20 protein-coding genes are annotated in these 19564 nt (G+C 68.4%); 5 read left to right on the forward strand and 15 right to left on the reverse strand.

The annotated features are described in order from the left end of the window. Positions 1-162 precede the first annotated feature (162 nt). Genes tyrS through EV670_RS00220 form a run of 3 tightly spaced genes read left to right on the forward strand, consistent with a single transcriptional unit; the run spans position 163 to position 2713 of the window. Positions 163-1443: a tyrosine--tRNA ligase gene (gene tyrS, locus EV670_RS00210; RefSeq protein WP_130429817.1), complete on the forward strand. Its 1281-nt coding sequence runs from the start codon at positions 163-165 to the stop codon at positions 1441-1443. A 4-nt stretch (positions 1444-1447) separates the two neighbouring features. Further along, positions 1448-1798: a DUF5329 family protein gene (locus tag EV670_RS00215; RefSeq protein ID WP_130429818.1), complete on the forward strand. Its 351-nt coding sequence runs from the start codon at positions 1448-1450 to the stop codon at positions 1796-1798. A 15-nt stretch (positions 1799-1813) separates the two neighbouring features. Continuing rightward, on the forward strand, positions 1814-2713 hold the full coding sequence (locus tag EV670_RS00220; protein ID WP_130429819.1) for a cation diffusion facilitator family transporter: 900 nt from the start codon (positions 1814-1816) through the stop codon (positions 2711-2713). Between the two features lie 58 nt (positions 2714-2771). Here the strand turns inward: EV670_RS00220 and EV670_RS00225 are convergent, their stop codons facing one another. From EV670_RS00225 to EV670_RS00270, 10 genes are all read right to left on the reverse strand, one after another. Beyond that, the gene (locus EV670_RS00225; protein ID WP_130429820.1) at positions 2772-3746 is read right to left on the reverse strand and encodes a tripartite tricarboxylate transporter substrate-binding protein; all 975 of its coding nucleotides are present in this window, start codon (positions 3744-3746) and stop codon (positions 2772-2774) included. A gap of 117 nt (positions 3747-3863) precedes the next feature. Next, positions 3864-5138 carry a phenylacetate--CoA ligase family protein gene (locus EV670_RS00230; RefSeq protein ID WP_130429821.1) on the reverse strand — a complete coding sequence of 425 codons (1275 nt, stop codon included), beginning with the start codon at positions 5136-5138 and terminating at the stop codon, positions 3864-3866. Further along, positions 5135-5503, reverse strand: coding sequence for an MmcQ/YjbR family DNA-binding protein (locus EV670_RS00235; protein WP_130429822.1), 369 nt, complete (start codon positions 5501-5503; stop codon positions 5135-5137). The genes EV670_RS00230 and EV670_RS00235 overlap by 4 nt, the downstream gene beginning before the upstream one ends. Next, on the reverse strand, positions 5500-5793 hold the full coding sequence (locus tag EV670_RS00240; protein ID WP_130429823.1) for a hypothetical protein: 294 nt from the start codon (positions 5791-5793) through the stop codon (positions 5500-5502). Before EV670_RS00240 ends, EV670_RS00235 begins: the two co-directional genes overlap by 4 nt. A 133-nt stretch (positions 5794-5926) precedes the next feature. Beyond that, the gene (locus tag EV670_RS00245; protein WP_130429824.1) at positions 5927-6754 is read right to left on the reverse strand and encodes an ABC transporter ATP-binding protein; all 828 of its coding nucleotides are present in this window, start codon (positions 6752-6754) and stop codon (positions 5927-5929) included. Positions 6755-6888: 134 nt separating this feature from the next. Further along, on the reverse strand, positions 6889-8226 hold the full coding sequence (locus EV670_RS00250; protein ID WP_130429825.1) for an ABC transporter substrate-binding protein: 1338 nt from the start codon (positions 8224-8226) through the stop codon (positions 6889-6891). A 77-nt stretch (positions 8227-8303) separates the two neighbouring features. Further along, entirely contained in the window at positions 8304-9368 is a 1065-nt protein-coding gene (locus tag EV670_RS00255) for a branched-chain amino acid ABC transporter permease (RefSeq protein WP_130429826.1), read from the reverse strand. Positions 9369-9379: 11 nt separating this feature from the next. Beyond that, positions 9380-10309: a branched-chain amino acid ABC transporter permease gene (locus EV670_RS00260; RefSeq protein WP_130429827.1), complete on the reverse strand. Its 930-nt coding sequence runs from the start codon at positions 10307-10309 to the stop codon at positions 9380-9382. Positions 10310-10325: 16 nt separating this feature from the next. Next, positions 10326-11102 carry an ABC transporter ATP-binding protein gene (locus EV670_RS00265; RefSeq protein ID WP_130429828.1) on the reverse strand — a complete coding sequence of 259 codons (777 nt, stop codon included), beginning with the start codon at positions 11100-11102 and terminating at the stop codon, positions 10326-10328. Continuing rightward, positions 11102-13057, reverse strand: coding sequence for an AMP-dependent synthetase/ligase (locus tag EV670_RS00270; RefSeq protein ID WP_130429829.1), 1956 nt, complete (start codon positions 13055-13057; stop codon positions 11102-11104). Before EV670_RS00270 ends, EV670_RS00265 begins: the two co-directional genes overlap by 1 nt. A gap of 162 nt (positions 13058-13219) precedes the next feature. Between EV670_RS00270 and EV670_RS00275 the strand changes: the two genes are divergently transcribed. After that, positions 13220-13927, forward strand: a complete 708-nt coding sequence (locus tag EV670_RS00275; RefSeq protein WP_242616848.1) for a Crp/Fnr family transcriptional regulator — start codon at positions 13220-13222, stop codon at positions 13925-13927. 46 nt (positions 13928-13973) lie between these two features. Here EV670_RS00275 and EV670_RS00280 read toward each other — a convergent pair whose 3' ends face one another. Next, positions 13974-14462, reverse strand: coding sequence for a PEP-CTERM sorting domain-containing protein (locus EV670_RS00280; RefSeq protein ID WP_130429831.1), 489 nt, complete (start codon positions 14460-14462; stop codon positions 13974-13976). A 171-nt stretch (positions 14463-14633) separates the two neighbouring features. After that, positions 14634-15530, reverse strand: a complete 897-nt coding sequence (locus EV670_RS00285; RefSeq protein ID WP_130429832.1) for a 5'-nucleotidase — start codon at positions 15528-15530, stop codon at positions 14634-14636. Positions 15531-15704: 174 nt separating this feature from the next. Between EV670_RS00285 and EV670_RS00290 the strand changes: the two genes are divergently transcribed. Continuing rightward, positions 15705-16022, forward strand: a complete 318-nt coding sequence (locus EV670_RS00290) for a hypothetical protein (RefSeq protein ID WP_130429833.1) — start codon at positions 15705-15707, stop codon at positions 16020-16022. Between the two features lie 15 nt (positions 16023-16037). Here the strand turns inward: EV670_RS00290 and EV670_RS00295 are convergent, their stop codons facing one another. From EV670_RS00295 to gspE, 3 genes are read right to left on the reverse strand one after another with little or no spacing between them, the layout of a single operon-like run. Beyond that, positions 16038-16838 (reverse strand): MipA/OmpV family protein, encoded by an 801-nt coding sequence (locus tag EV670_RS00295; RefSeq protein ID WP_130429834.1) that lies wholly within the window; start codon positions 16836-16838, stop codon positions 16038-16040. A gap of 43 nt (positions 16839-16881) precedes the next feature. Beyond that, positions 16882-18099, reverse strand: coding sequence for a type II secretion system inner membrane protein GspF (gene gspF / locus EV670_RS00300; RefSeq protein WP_130429835.1), 1218 nt, complete (start codon positions 18097-18099; stop codon positions 16882-16884). Positions 18100-18123: 24 nt separating this feature from the next. Further along, positions 18124-19554, reverse strand: coding sequence for a type II secretion system ATPase GspE (gene gspE, locus EV670_RS00305; protein ID WP_130429836.1), 1431 nt, complete (start codon positions 19552-19554; stop codon positions 18124-18126). Between the last annotated feature and the right edge of the window lie 10 nt (positions 19555-19564).

Raw genomic sequence — 19564 nt, forward strand, 5'->3', positions numbered from 1 at the left:
ACGCTGGGCCCGGACAGGGAGTCTCAAGCCTCGGGAACCAAGCTGGGGCGCATCAAAGGCCGCCCCTACAATCCCGAGAGAGGTCGCGATTTTAGCCGCGCCGGCCGGCCGGCCTTCGGCGATAACCCTCAAGAACACTCCATCCCAAGCCCCGGGCGCCCAATGGCTCACGTTTCTGCAACTTCCGATCAGCTCAGTCGTCATCAATCGTCCGAGGCGTCTGCGCCGAAGTATCCGCTAACTGACAAGGTCCGCGAAGCCTTGGCGATCAGCCTGCGCGGGGTCGAGGAACTGCTGCCGCAGGAAGAGTGGGCAGCCAAACTGGCGCGCTCCGAGGCCACCGGCGTGCCGCTGCGCATCAAGCTCGGCCTCGATCCGACCGCACCCGACATCCACCTCGGCCACACCGTGGTGCTCAACAAGATGCGGCAGTTGCAGGATCTGGGCCACCAGGTGATCTTCCTGATCGGCGACTTCACCTCGACCATCGGCGACCCCTCCGGCCGCAACAACACCCGCCCGCCGCTGACGCGCGAGCAGATCGAGTCCAACGCCAAGACCTATCTTGCCCAGGCCAGCCTGGTGCTCGACCCGGCCCGTACCGAGATTCGCTACAACTCCGAGTGGAGCGACCCGCTCGGCGCGCGCGGCATGATCGAACTCGCCGCCAAGTACACGGTGGCGCGGATGATGGAGCGCAACGACTTCCATGACCGCTTCCACGCCGGCACGCCGATCTCGGTGCACGAGTTCCTCTACCCACTGATGCAGGGCTACGACTCGGTGGCGCTCAAGGCCGACCTCGAACTCGGTGGCACCGACCAGAAGTTCAACCTGTTGATGGGACGCACGCTGCAGGCCGAGTACGGCCAGGAACCGCAGTGCGTGCTGACCATGCCCCTGCTCGAAGGCCTCGACGGTGTCGAGAAGATGAGCAAGAGCAAGAACAACTACATCGGCATCAGCGAGGACGCCAACAGCATGTTCGCCAAGCTGCTGTCGATCAGCGACGTGCTGATGTGGCGCTACTTCACGCTGCTGAGCTTCAGAAGCGAGGCCGAGATCGCGGCGCTCCAGGCCGAGATCGAGGCCGGTCGCAACCCGAAGGACGCCAAGGTCATGCTCGCCAGCGAGATCACCGCGCGCTTTCACGGCGCGGCGGCGGCCGAGGCGGCGCATGCCGACTTCCAGCATCGCGCGCGCGGCGGCGTGCCCGACAACATTCCGGAAGTGGCCCTGACCGGCGCACCACTGGGCATCGGCGCCTTGCTCAAGCAGTCTGGTTTGGTAGCTTCGACCAGCGAGGTCATGCGACTCATCGACGGAGGCGGCCTACGTGTCGACGGTGGCGTGGTCGCCGACAAGTCGCTGAAGCTGGCCGCTGGCACCTATGTTGTGCAGGTGGGCAAGCGCAGGTTCGCGCGTATCACTCTCGCGCCCTGAGCTGATGCTGACTCGGCGCGCGCTGCTGCTCGGCCTGCTGGCGGTTGCCACCGTTGCCGGCGCCGCCCCGTCCGCGGCCGAGCAGGCCCGGATCGACGCGCTGGTCGACGGCATCGAGCGCGAACCGTCGCTGAAGTTCGTCCGCAACGGTCGCGGCTACGGTGCCATCGACGCGGCGCGCTTCCTGCGCGAGAAGCAGAAGGCGATGGGCGACAAGGTGCGCAGCGCCGAGGACTTCATCGAGCAGATCGCCACCCGCTCCAGCACCACAGGCCAGCCCTACCTGATCCGCTTTGCCGACGGCCGCGAGCAGCCGGCGGCCGAGTTCCTGCGCGCGCGACTGGCGCCGCGCTGAGCGGGCGACGGCAGCATGCAGATCCACGGCTACTTCAGGCTTTCGGTCGGCGTCGCGCTGGCCACGATCGCGCTGAAGACGGCGGCCTGGTGGTGGACCGGCTCGGTCGGCCTGCTGTCGGACGCGCTGGAGTCCTTCGTCAATCTCGCCGCCGCGATCTTCGGACTGTGGATGGTGACGGTCGCGGCGCGGCCGGCCGACGACGATCATCCCTTCGGCCATGCCAAGGCCGAGTACTTCTCGAGCGGCTTCGAAGGCCTGCTGATCCTCGGCGCGGCGATGGCCATTGCGGTCGCCGCGCTGCTGCGCTGGTGGCAGCCGCAGCCGCTGGAGGCGGTCGGTATCGGCATGGTGCTGTCGGTTGCCAGTTCGGCGCTCAACGGCCTGCTGGCCTGGGTCATGTGGCGCGCCGCGCGCCAGCATCACTCGATCGCGCTCGAGGCCGGCGCGCGCCACCTGCTGACCGATGTCTGGACCTCGGCCGGCGTCGTGCTGGCGCTGCTGCTGATCGTGCTGACCGGCTGGCAGTGGCTCGACCCGGCGGTCGCGCTGCTGGTGGCGGCCAACATCTCGCGCGAGGGCATCGCGCTGGTGCGACGTTCGGCCGACGGCCTGATGGATCACGCGCTGACCGACGCCGAACAGCGCGTCATCGAGGACACGCTGCGAGCAGCCGTGGCCGCGGTCGATGGCGTTCGCGCCGACGACCTGCGCACCCGCCGCGCCGCGCAGCTGCGCTTTTGCGAACTGCATCTGCACGTTCCGGCCGACTGGACCATCGGCCGCTCGATGCGGCTGCGCGAGGACATCGCCCGCGCCTTGGTGCGCGCGGTGCCACGGCTGCAGGTCACGATCGAGCTGCTGCCTTTCGGCGAGGAGCCGCTCGGCCGCGCGGCTTCGACGAGCCCGTCGTAGTCGGGAACGCAAACGGCCCGCCGAGGCGGGCCGTTCCTAGCGTCCGTGCCTTTGGTGATCAGTCGGCGTACTGACCGGCCGCCTTGATCACCGGGCCCCACTTGCCGATCTCGGCCTCGACCCACTTCTTGTGCTCGGCAGGATTGACCCGCGCGTCGGTGACGACCACCGCGCCGAGCGCCTCCTGGCGCTTGTCGAAGTCGGCGTCCTTGAGCGCGACCTTGAGCGCGGCGTTGAGCTTGTCGAGCACCGGCTTGGGCGTGCCCTTGGGCGCGTAGAGGCCGTGCCAGATGCTGACGTTGAAGCCCTTCATGCCGCTCTCGTCAAGCGTCGGCAACTGCGCCAGCTTGCCGGGCAGGCGCTTGGGCGTCGTGACGGCGTAGGCCTTGACCTTGCCGCCCTCGATCTGACCGGTGGTGTTGGTCGTCTGGTCGCACATGATGTCGATCTGGCCGCCGATCAGGTCGGTCATCGCCGGGCCGGTGCCCTTGTACGGAACGGTCGTCATGTCGACCTTGAGCGTGCTCTGGTAGAGCAGGCCGCACAGGTGCGAGGCCGAGCCGAGGCCAGCGTTGCCGAGGTTGACCGTACCCTTGTTGGCGCTGATCCACTTCACCAGATCGGCGTAGTTGCCGGCCGCCAGCGAGGGCTTGCCGATCAGCGTCATCGGCACCTCGTTGATCAGGCCGAGGTACTCGAAGTCGTCGAGGGTCTTGTACTGCAGGTTGCGGTAGAGGCCGGGCGAGGTCGCCATGCCGATGTGGTGCAGCAGCAGCGTGTAGCCGTCGGGTGCGGCCTTGGCGACCTTGGAGGCGCCGAGGGTGCCGCCGGCGCCACCGACGTTCTCGATGACGATCGGCGTGTTGCCGAGCTGCTTGCGCAGCGCCTCGGCGAAGTCGCGCGCGACCTTGTCGGTCGGGCCGCCGGCCGCGAAGGGCACGACGATCGTGATCGGCTTGTTGTCCGGGTAGTTCTGGGCGAACGAGCCCGTCACCGCGAGCGTGGTGGCCATCGCCAGCAGGATGCGCTTCATGTACTTGTCTCCTCTAGAGCTTGGGGAATCGACCGACCCCGATGCTAGGGCCCGAGCGTCACCGCGCGCGCTGCGGAAACTACGTAGCGGTGCCGCGGGCCGGCGCGCGACGCGTGGCTACTCGTAGCTGCGCGCGTCCTCGATCACCTTGCCGTCGTTGGGCAGGCTGCCGGCGGCAACCAGCTCGACCTCGCCGCGCAGCTTGGTGATCTCGCGGATCGATTCGACGACTCGCGATGCCAGCGCCTCGTCGGCGCCGGCCGCGGCCTCGACGCGCAGGCTCATGCGCTCGGCCGCGATGGTGCCGCTGAGCACGAGGCGCGCGCGCAGCAACTCGGGATGGCGCCTGAGGATCTGCGCGACCTGGCCGGGATGCACGAACATGCCGCGCACCTTGGTGGTCTGGTCGGCGCGGCCGAGCCAGCCGCGGATGCGGGTGTTGCTGCGGCCCGTGGGACAGGCGCCCGGCAGCACCGCCGACAGGTCGCCGGTGCCGAAGCGCACCAGCGGGTAGTCGGGGTTGAGCGTGGTCACGACCACCTCGCCGACCTCGCCGTCGGGCACCGGCTCGCCGGTGCCGGGACGCACGATCTCGAGGATCACGCCCTCGTCGAGCACGAGCCCCTCGCGCGCCGAGGTCTCGTAGGCGATCAGGCCGAGGTCGGCCGTTGCGTAGCACTGGTAGGCCTCGACGCCCTGCGCCCGCACCGCGTCACGCAGGCTCGGCGGGAAGGCCTCGGCCGAGACCAGGGCCTTGCTGAAGCTCAGGCGCTCGCCGGCCTCGGCCGCCTTGTCGAGCAGCAGCTTCAGAAAGCTCGGCGTGCCGGCATAGGCCTGCGGACGCAGCTCGCGGATCGCCTGCAACTGCAGCTCGGTGTTGCCGACGCCACCGGGGAACACGGTGCAGCCCAGTGCGTGGGCGCCGCTTTCCATCATCGAGCCGGCCGGCGTGAGGTGGTAGCTGAAGCTCACGTGAACCAGGTCGCCGGCCTCGATGCCGGCGGCGCGCAGCGCGCGCGCGCTGCGCCAGTAGTCCGCGGCCGCACCCTCGGGTTCGTAGAGCGTGCCGGGCGACTGGAACACGCGGCGCGCGCCGCGGCCGGCGCGCAGCCCGCTCCAGCCGATGGCCGAGAAGCCGCCGAAGGGATCGCCGTCGGCGCTCGCACGCGCCTGCTGCTGGCGTGCCAGCAGGTCGCTCTTGCGGGTGACCGGGAGCCGCGCGAGCGCCTGCCGGCTCGTGATGGTGGCCGCGTCGATGCCTTGCAGGATCTCGCCAAAGGCCGCCGTGCCGGACTGTGCGGTGGCCACCAGCGCCGGCAGCGCTGCCAGCAGCGCCGCCTCGCGCTGCGCCGGCGCGCGCGTTTCCAGGGGATCGAGGACCGGCGGATTCATGCGAGCAACTCCCTTTGCGTCTTCTTCGGCAGCGCAGCCAGCACCAGCGCATGCGAGCGGCTCACCAGTGCGCGCAGATCGGGCAACGGCAGGCCGCACGTGGCGTCGACCTTTACCCAGCGGGCTCGTGCCAGGTAGGGCGCCGGCGCGATGCCGGGCAGTCCGGTCAACTCGATGAAGCGATCGGCATCGACCTTGAACGAGCAGCCCTCCACCGGACCCGGCCAGGGCCCGACGACGAAGAACATCTTGCTGCCGACGCTGGCAACCCAGTCGGCGCCCCACTTGATGTCGGTGGTCGCGCCGGGCAAGCCCGCGGCATGCTCGCGCAGCGCCTCGAAGGCAGCAGTCGCGGATCGCCTCATTCCTCGCTCCAGCGCTCGACCCGCTTCTTGAGGTCGTCGAGCCAGCGTCGCACGTCGGCGCTGTCGCGCAGCGTCTGCACTTCCCACTCCGGCGTGCGGCCGGGACGCTTGGCAATGCGGACCCGGATGACCTGGCCGTCGACCGCGGCCTCGACCGCCTGCATGCCCTTCCAGTCGAAGCGCGAGGCGCCGCGCTCGCTGAACTGGCGCAGGTCACGCAAGCCGCGCCGCAGGCGCTCGAGCCCTTCCTCGGGCTTGAACGGAGGCAGGGCAAAGAAGTCGTCACTCATGGCGTTGATGAACGATGAAGGCGTCGCTGCGCGACGGCCGATGAACGATGAAACAACGATTGCCGTGTTCGGGCGCCTTGCTCATTGGCGCCGCAGGCGCCTTCATGCGAGGGCGCAGCCGAGCGTTCATTGTTCATGCGAGCCAGCGCTTGCGCCGCTTGTAGCTCTTCACGTCCCTGAAGCTCTTGCGTGCACTGTCGTCCTTGGCGCCGCCGGTTCCGAGGTAGAACTCCTTGACGTCCTCGTTCTCGCGCAGCTCGGCGGCCTTGCCGTCCATCACGATGCGGCCGCTCTCGAGGATGTAGCCGTAGTCGGCGTAGCGCAGCGCGATGTTGGTGTTCTGCTCGGCCAGTAGGAAGGTCACCTTCTCGCGCTGGTTCAGGTCCTTCACGATCTCGAAGACCTCCTCGACGATCTGCGGCGCCAGCCCCATCGAGGGTTCGTCGAGCAGAACCATGTTCGGGTTGGCCATCAGCGCGCGGCCGATCGCGCACATCTGCTGCTCGCCGCCCGAGGTGTAGGCGGCCAGCGAGGTGCGGCGGGTCTTGAGGCGCGGAAAGTAGTTGTAGACCTTCTCCAGCGTCTGCGCGACCGCAGCCTTGCCGTCGGTGCGGGTGTAGGCGCCGGTGAGCAGGTTCTCCTCGATCGTCAGGTGCGCGAAGCAGTGCCGGCCCTCCATCACCTGGATCACGCCGCGCTGCACCAGCTGCGCCGGCGTGAGGCGCTCGATGCGCTCGCCGCGCAGCTCGATCGAGCCCTTGGTGACGTCGCCGCGCTCGCCGGCCAGCAGGTTGCTGACCGAGCGCAGCGTGGTCGTCTTGCCGGCGCCGTTGCCACCCAGCAGCGCGACCACGCTGCCCTCGGGCACCTGCAGCGAGACGCCCTTGAGCACCAGGATCACGTGGTTGTAGATGACCTCGATGCCGTTGACGTTGAGGAGGATGTTCGGTGATGTGCTCATGGTCGTCGGCCTTCACTCATGCAAGCACCGTGCTCGGTGCTTGCATGAGGGCTCCGCAGGAGCCCTCCCTCGCCCTTTCCCTCCAGGGGGAAGGGCGTGGTGCAAGAAGCTCAAAGTCCGGGCGGGGTCGCCGCTCAGCTCTGACATTCCTCCGGGGTGCGACGAGTCAGCTTCTTCTCGCTCGCGTACTTGTCGGCCGCGGCCTTGACCATCGGCTTGATGATCTGGTCGTCGCTCTGGAACCAGTCGGAGCTGAAGTTCCACTTGCTGCCATCCCAGGTGTGGACGCGGGCGTAGGAGGCGCCCATGTGGTCGGCGCAACTGGTCGAGATCGGCCGCATCACGCCCGAGAAGCCAAGCGCGTCGAGCTTCTTCTGGTCGAGCGCCAGGTTCTCGTAGCCCCAGCGTGCCTGCTCGCCGCTGACGACCTTGCCCTTGCCATAGCGCTCCTGGGCGCGGCGCACGCCTTCCACCGCCAGCATCGCCGACATCAGGCCGCGCGTGTACAGCACGGTGCCCACTTCCTCCTTCGGGCCGGTGCCCTGGCCCTTTTCGTGGACCAGCTTCAGCACGTCCTGATGGACCTTGGCCTGGCCGGCGCCATGCTGCAGCGCCAGGCCGTTGTAGCCCTTCGCGCCCTCGCCCACGTCCTTCACGTCGGGCTCCGCGGCGGCCCACCAGACGCCATACATCTTGTCGCGCGGGTAGCCGGTGGCCACTGCCTCCTTGAGTGCGGCCGAGTTCATCACGCCCCAACCCCACAGCAGTATGTAGTCGGGCCGGCTCTGGCGGATCTGCAACCAGGCGGCCTTCTGCTCGACGCCGGGGTGCGTGACCGGGATCGCGCTGAACTCGAAGCCGTGCATCTTGCTGCGCTCGGTCAGCAGCGGGATCGGCTCCTTGCCGTAGGGGCTGTCGTGATAGACGAGCGTGATCTTCTTGCCCTTGAGCTTGTCGAATCCACCCTCCTTCTTGGCCAGGTGCTGGATCAGCACGTCGGCCGCCACCCAATAGGTCCCGGCGAGCGGGAAGTTCCACTTGAAGACGTTGCCGTCGGCGCTCTCGCTGCGGCCGTAGCCGGCGGTGATGAGCGGGATCTTGTCGGCCGGCGCCTTCTCGGTGAGCGCGAATGTGATGCCGGTCGACAGCGGCTGGAACACCGTGGCGCCGCCGTTCTTGCCCTTGAGCCGCTCGTAGCACTCGACACCACGGTCGGTGGCGTAGCCGGTCTCGCACTCCTCGAACGAGAGCTTGACGCCATTGATGCCGCCCTGCGCGTTGACCAGCTTCAGGTAGTCGACATAGCCGTTGGCAAAGGGCACGCCGTTGGGCGCGTAGGCACCGGTGCGATAGACCAGCACCGGAAAGAACTGCTCCTTGGCCGCCTGGGCGCTGGCGGTGACGGGAGCCAAGGTGGCGCTGATGCCGACCGCCATGACGGCGGCGGCAAGCGCAAGGGACTTCAGTTTCATGTCTGCCTCCAGGGATGGAACAAAGATGCACTCTGCGGTGCGGGAATCACTCGTGACGGGCGTTTCGGCGCCGATGTTCAGTGCGGGAATGGCCACAGGCGCAGCTTTTCCTTGGCGGTGGACCACAGCCGCGCGATACCGTGCGGCTCGACGATCAGGAAGAACACGATCAGCGCGCCGAAGATCATCGACTCCAAGTGCGATGCCAATGCGGTGTCGATTTGCACGCCGAACAAGGCCGGCAACTGGTTGAGCATGATCGGCAGGATCACGATGAAGGCGGCGCCGAAGAAGCTGCCCATGATCGAGCCGAGGCCGCCGATGATGACCATGAACAGCAACTGGAACGAGCGGTCGATCGAGAACGCCGCCGGCTCCCACGAGCCGAGGTGGACGAAGCCCCACATCGCGCCGGCGACGCCGACGATGAAGGAGCTCACGGCGAAGGCGCTGAGCTTGGCGTAGACCGGCCGGATGCCGATCACGGCTGCTGCCACGTCCATGTCGCGGATGGCCATCCACTCGCGGCCGATGTGGCCGCGCACCAGGTTCTTGGCCAGCAACGCGAACACCAGAACGACATCGAGGCAGAACAGGTACTTGGCCACCGGCGTGTCGAGCGGTATGCCGAGGAAGCTCAGATTGGAAACGTTGACCGAGCCGGACGACGAGTTGTTGGTGAACCAGGCGACGCGCAGGAATGCCCAGTCGACGAAGAACTGCGCCGCCAGCGTGGCCACCGCCAGGTAGAGGCCCTTGATGCGCAGCGACGGTATGCCGAACAGAACGCCGACGGCGGTGGCGCAGGCACCGCCGAGCAGCATCGCCAGCAGCATCGGCATGCCGTCGATGCGGACCTGGAAGTTGTAGGCCGCGTAGGCGCCGACCGCCATGAAGGCGCCGGTGCCCAGCGAGATCTGGCCACAGTAACCGACCAGGATGTTCAGCCCGATCGCGGCCAGCGACAGGATCAGGAACGGGATCAGGATCGCGCGATACAGGTATTCGCTGGCGAAGGCCGGAATGACCAGGAACGCGAAACCCAGCATCAGCAGGATCGCGATTCGGTCCTGCCGGATCGGGAAGATCTGTTGATCAGCCCGGTAGCTGGTCTTGAACTGGCCGTTCTCGCGGTAGAACACGGATGGAGCTCCTAGACGCGATCGATGATCTTTTCGCCGAACAGCCCCTGCGGGCGAACCAGCAGGAACAGCAGCGCCAGCACGTAGGCGAACCAGATCTCGATGCCGCCACCGAGCATCGGCCCGAGGTAGACCTCGCTGAGCTTTTCGCCGACGCCGATGATCAGGCCGCCGACGATCGCGCCCGGCACCGAGGTCAGGCCACCGAGGATCACCACCGGCAGCGCCTTCAGCGCCACCAGCGACAGCGAGAACTGCACGCCGAGCTTGGAGCCCCAGATCACGCCGGCGACCAGCGCGACGAAGCCGGCCACGCTCCAGACGATGACCCAGATGCGGTTGAGCGGGATGCCGATGCTCTGCGCGGCCTGGTGGTCGTCGGCCACCGCGCGCAGCGCGCGGCCGGTGGCGGTCTTCTGGAAGAACAGGCTGAGTGCCGCCACCAGCGCGGCGGCAATCAGCGCCGCGTAGAGGTCTTCCTTGTTGATCAGCAGTCCGCCCTCGAACAGGCGATCGAGGATGAAGATCGGCTCCTTGGGCATGCCGATGTCGATCTTGTAGATGTCGGAGCCGAACACCGTCTGGCCGAAGCCGTCGAGGAAGTAGGCGATGCCGAGCGTGGCCATCAGCAGCGTGATGCCTTCCTGGTTGACCAGCTTGGACAGCACCAGCCGGTTGATCAGCCAGGCCACCGCCACCATCACCGCCATCGCGGCGACGAAGCCGAGCACGTTGCCCAGCGTGCGGTTGTCGAAGCCGAGCCAGGCCGGGATCCACTGCGAGAAGCGCGCCATCGCGAGTGCCGCGAACAGCACCATCGCGCCCTGCGCGAAGTTGAAGACGCCGCTGGCCTTGTAGATCAGCACGAAGCCGAGCGCGATCAGCGAATAGAGCATGCCGGCCATCAGGCCGCCGAACAGGGTCTCGAGGAAGAAGCCCATCGATGCAACCTCGCGCTCAGTGGCTGGTGCCGAGGTACGCGCGGATCACGTCCTCGTTGCCGCGCACCTCGTCCGGGGTGCCGTCGCCGATCTTCTTGCCGTAGTCGAGCACGACCACGCGGTCGGAGATGTCCATCACCACGCCCATGTCGTGCTCGATCAGCACGATGGTGGTGCCGAACTCCTCGTTGACGTCGAGGATGAAGCGGCACATGTCCTGCTTTTCCTCTACGTTCATGCCGGCCATCGGCTCGTCGAGCAGCAGCACCTGCGGCTCCATCGCCAGCGCGCGGCCGAGGTCGACGCGCTTCTGCAGGCCGTAGGGCAGGCGGCCGACAGGTGTCTTGCGGTGAGCCTGGATCTCGAGGAAATCGATGATGCGCTCGACCACCGCGCGATGCGCCATCTCCTCGCGCTCGGCCGGGCCGATGCGCAGCGCCTGCAGGAACAGGTTGCTCTTCATGCGCAGGTTGCGCCCGGTCATGATGTTGTCGAGCACGCTCATGCCCTTGAACAGCGCCAGGTTCTGGAAGGTGCGCGCCACGCCCATCTCGGCCACCTGGCGCGAGTTCATGTGCTTGAAGGTCTTGCCGCGGAAGCTGATCGAGCCTTCCTGCGGTTGGTAGACGCCGTTGATGCAGTTGAGCATCGAGCTCTTGCCGGCGCCGTTGGGGCCGATGATCGCGCGCACCTCGTGCTCGCGCACGTCGAAGCTGATGTCCGAGAGCGCCTTGACGCCGCCGAAACGCAGGCTGATGTTGCGCACGTCGAGGATCACTGAACCGTCGGCCATCACGCGGCCCTCCCGAGGGCAGCCGCGGCCGGGTAGGTTTCGGCCTCGCCGATCTTCAGCGTGGCCGAGATGCTACCGCTGCGGCCGTCCTCGAACTTGACCTGGGTCTCGATGTACTGCTCGCTCGCACCGGCATAGAGCGCCTCGACCAGCACGCCGTACTTCTCGGCGATGGTGCCGCGACGGACCTTGTTGGTTCGGGTCAGCTCGCCGTCGTCGGCGTCGAGTTCCTTGTGCAGGATCAGGAAGCGGCTGATCTGCGAGCCCGCCAGCAGCGCGTCGGCGGCGAGGTCGGCGTTGACCTTCTGCACGCAGTCGCGCACCAACTCCGCCACCTCCGGCTTGGCCGCCAGGTCGGCGTAGCCGGCGTAGGGCAGGTTGCGCTTCTCGGCCCAGTTGCCGACCGCATCGAAGTCGATGTTGATGAAGGCGCAGACGCGGTCACGCTGGTGGCCGAAGGCGACCGCCTCCTTGATGAAGGGAAAGAACTTCAGCTTGTTCTCGACGTACTTGGGCGCGAACAGCGCGCCGTCGCTGGCGCCCCCGGCCAGGCGGCCGACGTCCTTGGCGCGATCGATGATCTTGAGGTGGCCGCCGGCATCGAGAAAGCCGGCGTCGCCGGTGCGGTACCAGCCATCGGCGCTCGTGACCTCGGCGGTGGCGCCCGGGTTCTTGTAGTACTCCTTGAACAGGCCGGGCGATCGCACCAGGATCTCGCCGCTGTCGTCGACCTTGATCTCGACGCCCTCGATCGGCACGCCGACGGTGTCGGCACGCACCTCGTTGTCTGGCTGCAGGCAGACGAAGACCGCGGTCTCGGTCGAGCCGTAGAGCTGTTTGAGGTTGATGCCGATCGAGCGGTAGAAGCTGAACAGGTCGGGTCCGATCGCCTCGCCGGCGGTGTAGGCCACGCGTACCCGGGACAGGCCCAGCGTGTTGCGCAGCGGGCCATAGACGAAGAGCTGGCCGAGCGCGTAGTGCAGGCGGTCGATGGGAGGCAGCGGGTGGCCGTCGAGTGCCGACGGGCCGACCCGGCGTGCCAGGTCCATGAAGTGCCGGAACAGCCAGCGTTTGAAGCTGCCGGCGTCTTCCATGCGGATCATCACGCTGGTCAGCAGGCCCTCGAAGACGCGCGGCGGCGCGAAGTAGTAAGTGGGGCCGACCTCCTTCAGGTCGATCGTCACCGTGCTCGCGTTCTCCGGACAGTTGACGACATAACCGCAGGCCAGCCACTGCGAGTAGCTGAAGATGTTCTGGCCGACCCAGGCCGGTGGCAGGTAGGCCAGTACTTCCTCGTGCTCCGTGAGCTTGTCGAAGCGGGCGCCGGCGGCGGCGCGGTCGATCAGCGAGGCGTGCGTATGCACCACGCCCTTCGGGTTGCCGGTGGTGCCGGAGGTGAAGAACATCGCCGCCACGTCCTGCGGCTGCGCGCGCTCGCCCTCGGCCCTGACGAAGTCAGGCTGGTGGATGTTGAAGTTGAGCCCGTCAGCCACCAGCGTGTCGAGCGAGGCCAGGCCCGGCTCCTCGACCTTGCGCATGCCGCGCGGGTCGTCGTACCAGATGCGTGCGAGGCGCGGGCATTGCGGGCGGATCTCGAGCAGCTTGTCGACCTGCTCCTGGTTCTCGACGATGGCGAAGCCGACCTCGGCGTTGCCGAGCGGAAACAAGAACTCGGCCGCGACGGCGTCCTGGTACAGCGGCACCGGGATACCGCCCAGTGTCTGCACTGCCAGCATCGAGGCGTAGAGCCGGGGACGGTTGTCGCCGACCACGACCACATGGTCGCCGCGCGCGAGGCCGGCCGCCGCGAGACCGCCGGCTATATCGCGCACCAGCGCGGCCAGTTCGCCCCAACTCAGCGTCTGCCAGATGCCGTATTCCTTCTCGCGCAGCGCCGGCGCCTGCGGGCGCTGCGTCGCGTGCTCGTGAAGAAGGCGAACGAACGTGGTCTGCACCTGGGTTCTCCTTGCGGATGCGTCGCGATGCTAGGGCGCGCTTTGACGCCGAGGTGTCTTTCCAAAGACAATCTAAGGGCCTGTCCGGAAGGGACTTTCCCACCCCCTGATCGCAAGTCGCTGGCTCCTCCCGTGCAAACCGTCGCCCCCGAAGCGCTCACCATGGCCGGCCTGCGGGCGCGCTCGCGCGCGGCGCACACCGACGAGTTCGATGCCGTGCCCTGGGTGGCGCGGCTGGACGACGAGGATCGCCTGCTCGCGCAGCAGACGATGCGGGTGGTCGAGGTGGCCGCTGGCGAGACGGTGTGCCGCGTCGGCCGTGCCCCGACCTACTGGTTCGGCCTGCTCGACGGCCTGCTCAAGATGAGCAACGACTCGGCGGTCGGGATGCCGATCACCTTTACGGGCGTGCCGCCTGGCGGCTGGTTCGGCGAGGGCACCGCGCTCAAGCGCGAGCCCTACCGCTACAACATCGAGGCGCTGCGCAGCAGCCTGGTGGCCGGCATACCGGTCGAGACCTTCCATCTGCTACTCGAACGCAGCATCGGCTTCAACCGCTTCATCCTGCAGCAGCTCAACGAGCGGCTCGGCCAGTTCATCGGTGCGCGCGAGATCGACCGATTGAGCGACCCCGACTCACGCGTCGCACGCAGCCTGGGCGCACTGTTCCATCCGGTGCTCTACCCCGGCGTCGGCTCGCTGCTCAAGATCACCCAGCAGGAGCTGGGCTACCTGGTCGGCCTGTCGCGCCAGCGGGTCAACGTCGCGCTGCGAACGTTGCAGGCGGTCGGCCTGATCCGCATCGAGTACGGCGGTGTGCGCGTGCTCGACCTCGAAGGCCTGCGGCGCTACCAGTCGCGTGCGGCATGAGAAAGGGCAGCCGAAGCTGCCATCGGGTCATTGCGGCAGCCGCAGATCAGACGCGGCGGCGCGTCGCGACGAAGCCGATCGCGCCGAGGCCGGCCAGCATCAACGCGTAGGTGCCCGGCGCGCGCGCGGGCGGGATCTCGAGCGCGTCTGCGGGGTCGTTGCCGTCGGCAGCCGGCGGCCGATCACGGGCGATGGTCGCGTCGGCGTAGAGGTCGGCCGCACGGCTGTGCGTGTCATAGCCGATGCCGCCAGCCAACTCGCTGAACGCAGCGTCGGCACCAGGGCGGTCGGGGTTCGCGAAGCCGCCGTCGTTTGCGGCAGCCGTGCAGATCAGGCACCGGCCGGTTGCTTCGCCGTCCTGGCTCGGGCCAGCGTGCCAAGCGGCACTGGCATACCAGCCAAGCTCGAAGGGTCGGAACTCCTCGGAGCCGTGGCGGACGAGCGCGTCACGTACGGCGCCGCCGTCGCCGTAACCGAAGATGTACTGATCCTCGGCCAGCGCCGGGATGCTCATGACCGTGGCGATGGCGAGCACTCGCAAGGAGGCTTGGTTCATGAGGGCTCTTGGACTGCATGGCCGCGGACGGATCTCTGCGGCAATCGATCAACCTTAGGTGAGCGATGGCAGGAAACAGCCCCACGGTCGAAGCCTGGCACACCCGCGAGCGCGGGGGTCGGTAGCTTCTCGTTACGCGCCGGGCGGCTCTCAGCCGCCCGCCACGCCCGCAGCCACGTGGCCGGCCGGCACATGGCCGGCAGCGCTCTCCACGTGGCGCGTCTGGTCGTCGAAGAAGAAGTCGGGTTCGAACTCGCGCAGGAACTCGCCCTTTGCGAGGCCGCCCAGGAACATGGCTTCGTCGATCTCGATCTGCCAGTCCATCAGCGTGCGCACGGCGCGCTCGTGCGCCGGTGCGCTGCGCGCGGTAACGAGCGCGGTGCGCAGTCTCATCGCGGCAGTGCCCTCGCGCTGCAGCCTTTGCAGCGCCGTCAGCAGCGGCTTGAAGGGGCCGGCCGGCAGCGGGCTCGCCGCGCGTGCCGCCTCGTGGCGCTGGAACTCGTCGAGCCCGTCGGCCTGGAACACGCGCTCGGCCTCGTCCGAGAACAGCACCGCGTCGCCGTCGAAGGCGATGCGAACCTCGTTGGGATGGGCATCGGTGGCGCGCGCAGAATGCGGCAGCACGCGCGCGGCCGGGAATCCGCGCTCGAGCGCGGCCCGCACATCGGCCTCGTTGGCGCTGAGGAACAGGTTGGCGCTCAGCGGCTTCAGGTAGCGCCACGGCGAGGCGCCGCGCGTGAACACGCCGCGCTGGATCGGCAGGCCGTAGTGCTGGCAAGAGCGGAACACGCGCAGGCCCGAGACCGGGTCGTTGCGCGACACGATCACCACCTCGACCCGCGCGGCGTCGCCCGAGTTGAAGCTGAGCAGCTTGCGCACCAATGAGAAGGCGACGCCCGGACGCGCCGGCTTCTCCAGGCGCTGCAACTGCAGTTGCATGTAGGCGCGGTCGTCGTTCGCTTCGAAGACGGTGTTCTCCTCCTCGAAGTCGAAAAGCGCGCGCGATGAGATGGCCACGACCAACTGGTCGGCAAGGGTGACGGGCATGACCGGATGCTAGCCGGCCGGACGGACGCCAGCCGTGACGGCGCGCTGCGCTCCTTGCCGGCGAGCAAGGAGGCGCCAAAGCGCATACACTAGGGTTAACCCTTAACTGCCGCAGCGCAGATCGTCGAGTCCCGGCAGTCCGCGCGCCGGTCGCCACTGCATCACGGAGATCCCATGTTCAACCGCCTGCTGTCAAAGCTCGTGCCGGCACTCGTGCTGGCTGCCGCCGCCACCCTGCCGGCCCACGCGCAACGCGCGCTGCCGTCCCAGGACTTCGACGTTTATGTCGACCTGCCGACCGGCTTTGCCTTCATCAAGACGCCGATCGGCTGGAAATTCATCCGCAAGCTCGACGTGGCGCAACTCAAGAAGCTGCACCCGATGACGCTGACCACGCTGTTGGAACCGTCGCCGGCCGATGCCCTGGGCAGCCCGCGCCTCGCTCGACTCGAATCGCGTGCCGACGCGATCCGCGCAGGCGGCGAAGATTGAGCGTCGCACCGACGGTTATCGCCAGACGTAGCCAACCGCGAGTAGCACGTCGTAGCGGCCGCGCTTCTGCACCAGCGGGCTGTCGCTGATGCGGTCGGAGAAGATGTCGGCGCCTAGCACCGCCCCCAGCAGCCACTGCGGGCTCAGCCGGTACGAGGCGACCAGGCTCGGCGACAGCGACCACGCATTGCCGACGTCGTAGGCCGGGCGGCCGGGTGCCGCCTCTGCGGCCGAAACGCCGCCGAAGTAGTAGTTGGCCAGCCTCGACGAGCGCCAGAAGACTCCGACCCCCGGCATCAGCAGCCAGCGCTCGCCGACGATCGGTGCCGACCAGTTGAACAGCAGCTCGGTGCCCTTGCTGCGGCCCGAGACATCGCTGCTGAAGCGCGCGGTCCACGCGCCCACCGGGCTGATCAGCACCGCGCCGAGCCCGGCCTCGAGCTGACCCTTGCGCTCGTTCAAACCGGCCCACTCGGGCTGGTCCTCGGGGTCGAGGTTGCCCAGCCGCACCCGCAGCCGGCCATAGAAGGCCACCGGGCCCTGGCGGCCGAAGGTGTAGAAGGCGCGGTCGCCGAGGTACATGAACTTCGGGCCGATGTAGATCGCGCCCGGGATGGCCATCGTGCTCGAGTCGCCATCGCGGTAGACCGACGAGCCGGTGTAGGCCACGCCACCCAGCGTCCAGCCCGCTGGCACTGGCGAGTTCTCGCTGTCGCCCAGCACCTGCTGGATCGCCTGCAGATCGTCGGCTCGCGCGGCGCCGGCCAGCAGGGCCAGCAAGGCGGTCGGCAGTAGCAGCTTGCGCGTGTGTTGCATCGGCGATCCTTCCTTGTGAACGACGCCGGGGCCGGCGATCTCGCTACTTGACCCAGGTGTTGAGCTGGATGATCGGCAGCAGCACCGCCAGCACGATCAGCATCACCACCACGCCCATCACCACGATCAGCAGCGGCTCGAGGATCGTGGCCAGCGCCATCGCGCGCCGCTGCACCTCGGCGCTCAACTGGTTGGCGGCGCGCTGCAGCATCAGTGGCAGCTGGCCGGTCTGTTCGCCCAGGCGCGCGAACATCGGCAGCAGTCCGGGGAAGCGCTTCTTGGCGGCGAGGGCGGAGGCCAGCGGCGCGCCCTCGCGCACCTGCACCAGCGCGGCCAGCGCGTCGGCCCGCATCGCGCGGTTGGAGAGCGTCTCGGCCGCCGCCTGCAGCGCCTTGAGGATCGGCACGCCGGCGTTGGCCAGCATTGCCAGCGTGCTGGCGAAGCGCGCCGCGTTGTAGCCGCGTGCGAGGCGGCCGATCAGCGGCAAGGTCAGCCAGAAGGCGTCGAAGCGCTCGCGGAAGGCCTCGTTGCGCAACGAGTACATCAGCAGCGCGAGGCCGCTCGCTCCGGCCAGTAGAACGACCCAGCCCCAGCCGCGCACGAAGGCGCTGATTGCCAGCATGGCGCTGGTCAGCCAGGGCAGCGCGCGCTTGCCGCCGGCGAACACGCTGGCGACCTGCGGCACGACGTAGGTCACGAGGAAGACGACGATCACCACCGCCACCAGCGAGACGATGGCCGGATAGAGCGCGGCGCCGATCAGCTTGCTGCGCAGGGCCTGGCGCTCCTCGAGGTCGTCGGCCAGCCGTTCGAGCACGCCGCCGAGTTGTCCGCTCTGCTCGCCGGCGGCGACCACGGCGCGGTAGACGTCGTCGAACTCGTGCGGCTGCTGCGCGAGCGCGCGCGCGAAGGCGCTGCCGGCGTTGACCTCGGCGCGCAGCTGGGCCAGCAGCTCGCGCTGGCGCGGGTCCTCGGCCTCGTCGGCGAGCGCGGTCAGCGCGCGTTCGAGCGGCAGGCCGGCGCCGACCAGTCCGGCCAGCTGGCGGGTCCAGATCGCCAGCCCGGTGCTTGAAAACACCCGGCGCGAGAAGCGCGAGGCAGCGGCGGCCTCGCGCGCGGCGGTCTGCACCGGTTGCACGTCGAGCGGCACCAGCGCCTGCGCACGCAACTGCGCCCGCACCGCCTTGGCGTTGTCGGCGTCGATCAGCCCGCGCGCGGTCTTGCCGGCGGCGTCGAGGGCTTCGTACTTGTAGGCAGGCACTGGCGGCGGGTCGCGGACCGGGAATCAGGATTCTCGGGTCACGCGCACCAGTTCCTCGCGCGAGGTGATGCCGGAAGCCACCAGCCGCTCGCCGTCTTCGCGCATGGTGCGCATGCCGCCCTTCTCGGCGGCGACGAAGAGCTGGCTCTCGGCGGCGCGGGCGTGGATCAGGGCCTGCACGCCGCTGTCGGCCACCATCAGTTCGTAGACGCCGGTGCGGCCCTTGTAGCCGGTCATGCCGCATTCGGGGCAGCCCACCGGGTGCCAGTGGCCGCGCTCGTCCTGGCGCCGGCAGATCGGGCACAGCTTGCGCACCAGCCGCTGAGCCAGCACGCCGAGCAGCGAGCTGCTGAGCAGGAAGGGCTCGACGCCCATGTCGGTCAGCCGCGTCACCGCACTCGGCGCGTCGTTGGTGTGCAGCGTGGCAAGCACGAGGTGGCCGGTCAGCGAGGCCTGGATCGCGATCTGCGCGGTCTCGTAGTCGCGGATCTCGCCGATCATGATGACGTCCGGGTCCTGGCGCAGGATCGCACGCAGCGCCTTGGCGAAAGTGAGGTCTATCTTCGGATTGACCTGGGTCTGGCCGATGCCGGGCAGTTCGTACTCGACCGGGTCCTCGACCGTCAGCACGTTGGTGGTGCCGGTGTCGACCTGGCCCAGCGCGGCGTAGAGCGTGGTGGTCTTGCCGGAGCCGGTCGGTCCGGTCACCAGCACGATGCCGTGCGGCTGCGCGGTCAGGCGCTTGAAGCGCGTCAGCGTGTCGCCACCCATGCCGAGCGACTCGAGCGAGAAGCGGCTGCTGTCGCCCTTGTCGAGCAGGCGCAGCACCGCGCGCTCGCCATGCGCGGAGGGCAGCGTCGAGACCCGCACGTCGATCGCGCGGCCGCCGATGCGCAGCGAGATGCGGCCGTCCTGCGGCAGGCGCTTCTCGGCGATGTCGAGCTCGGCCATGATCTTCAGGCGCGAGATCAGCGCCGCGTGCAGCGCCTTGTTGGGTCGTACCACCTCGCGCAGCGTGCCGTCGACGCGAAAGCGCACCGCGCTGCTGCGCTCGTAGGGCTCGATGTGGATGTCGCTCGCGCCGTCCTTGGCCGCCTGCGTCAGCAGCGCGTTGAGCATGCGGATGATCGGCGCGTCGTTGGCGGCCTCGAGCAGGTCTTCCACGGCCGGGATGTCCTGCATCAGGCGCGACAGGTCGACCGCGCTCTCGACCTCGCCGATCACGGTGGCCGCGCTCGATTCACCGCCGGCATAGGCGCGCGCGATGCGCAGCGCCAGCGTGTCGGCTGCCTCGAGCTCGATCGCGTCCACTGCGTAGAGTCGCATGACCTCGGCGCTGGCCGCGCTCGGCGTGGTGGCCGGCGGCATCCACAGCGTGAGCTGGTCGCCGCTGTCCTCGAGCAGCAGGGTGTTCGCCTTGGCCCAGGAGTAGGGCAGCGGGTGGCGCACGGCCATCTCGAAACTC

Origin of the sequence: Rivibacter subsaxonicus (assembly GCF_004217215.1) — a bacterium.
GTDB lineage: Bacteria > Pseudomonadota > Gammaproteobacteria > Burkholderiales > Burkholderiaceae_C > Rivibacter > Rivibacter subsaxonicus.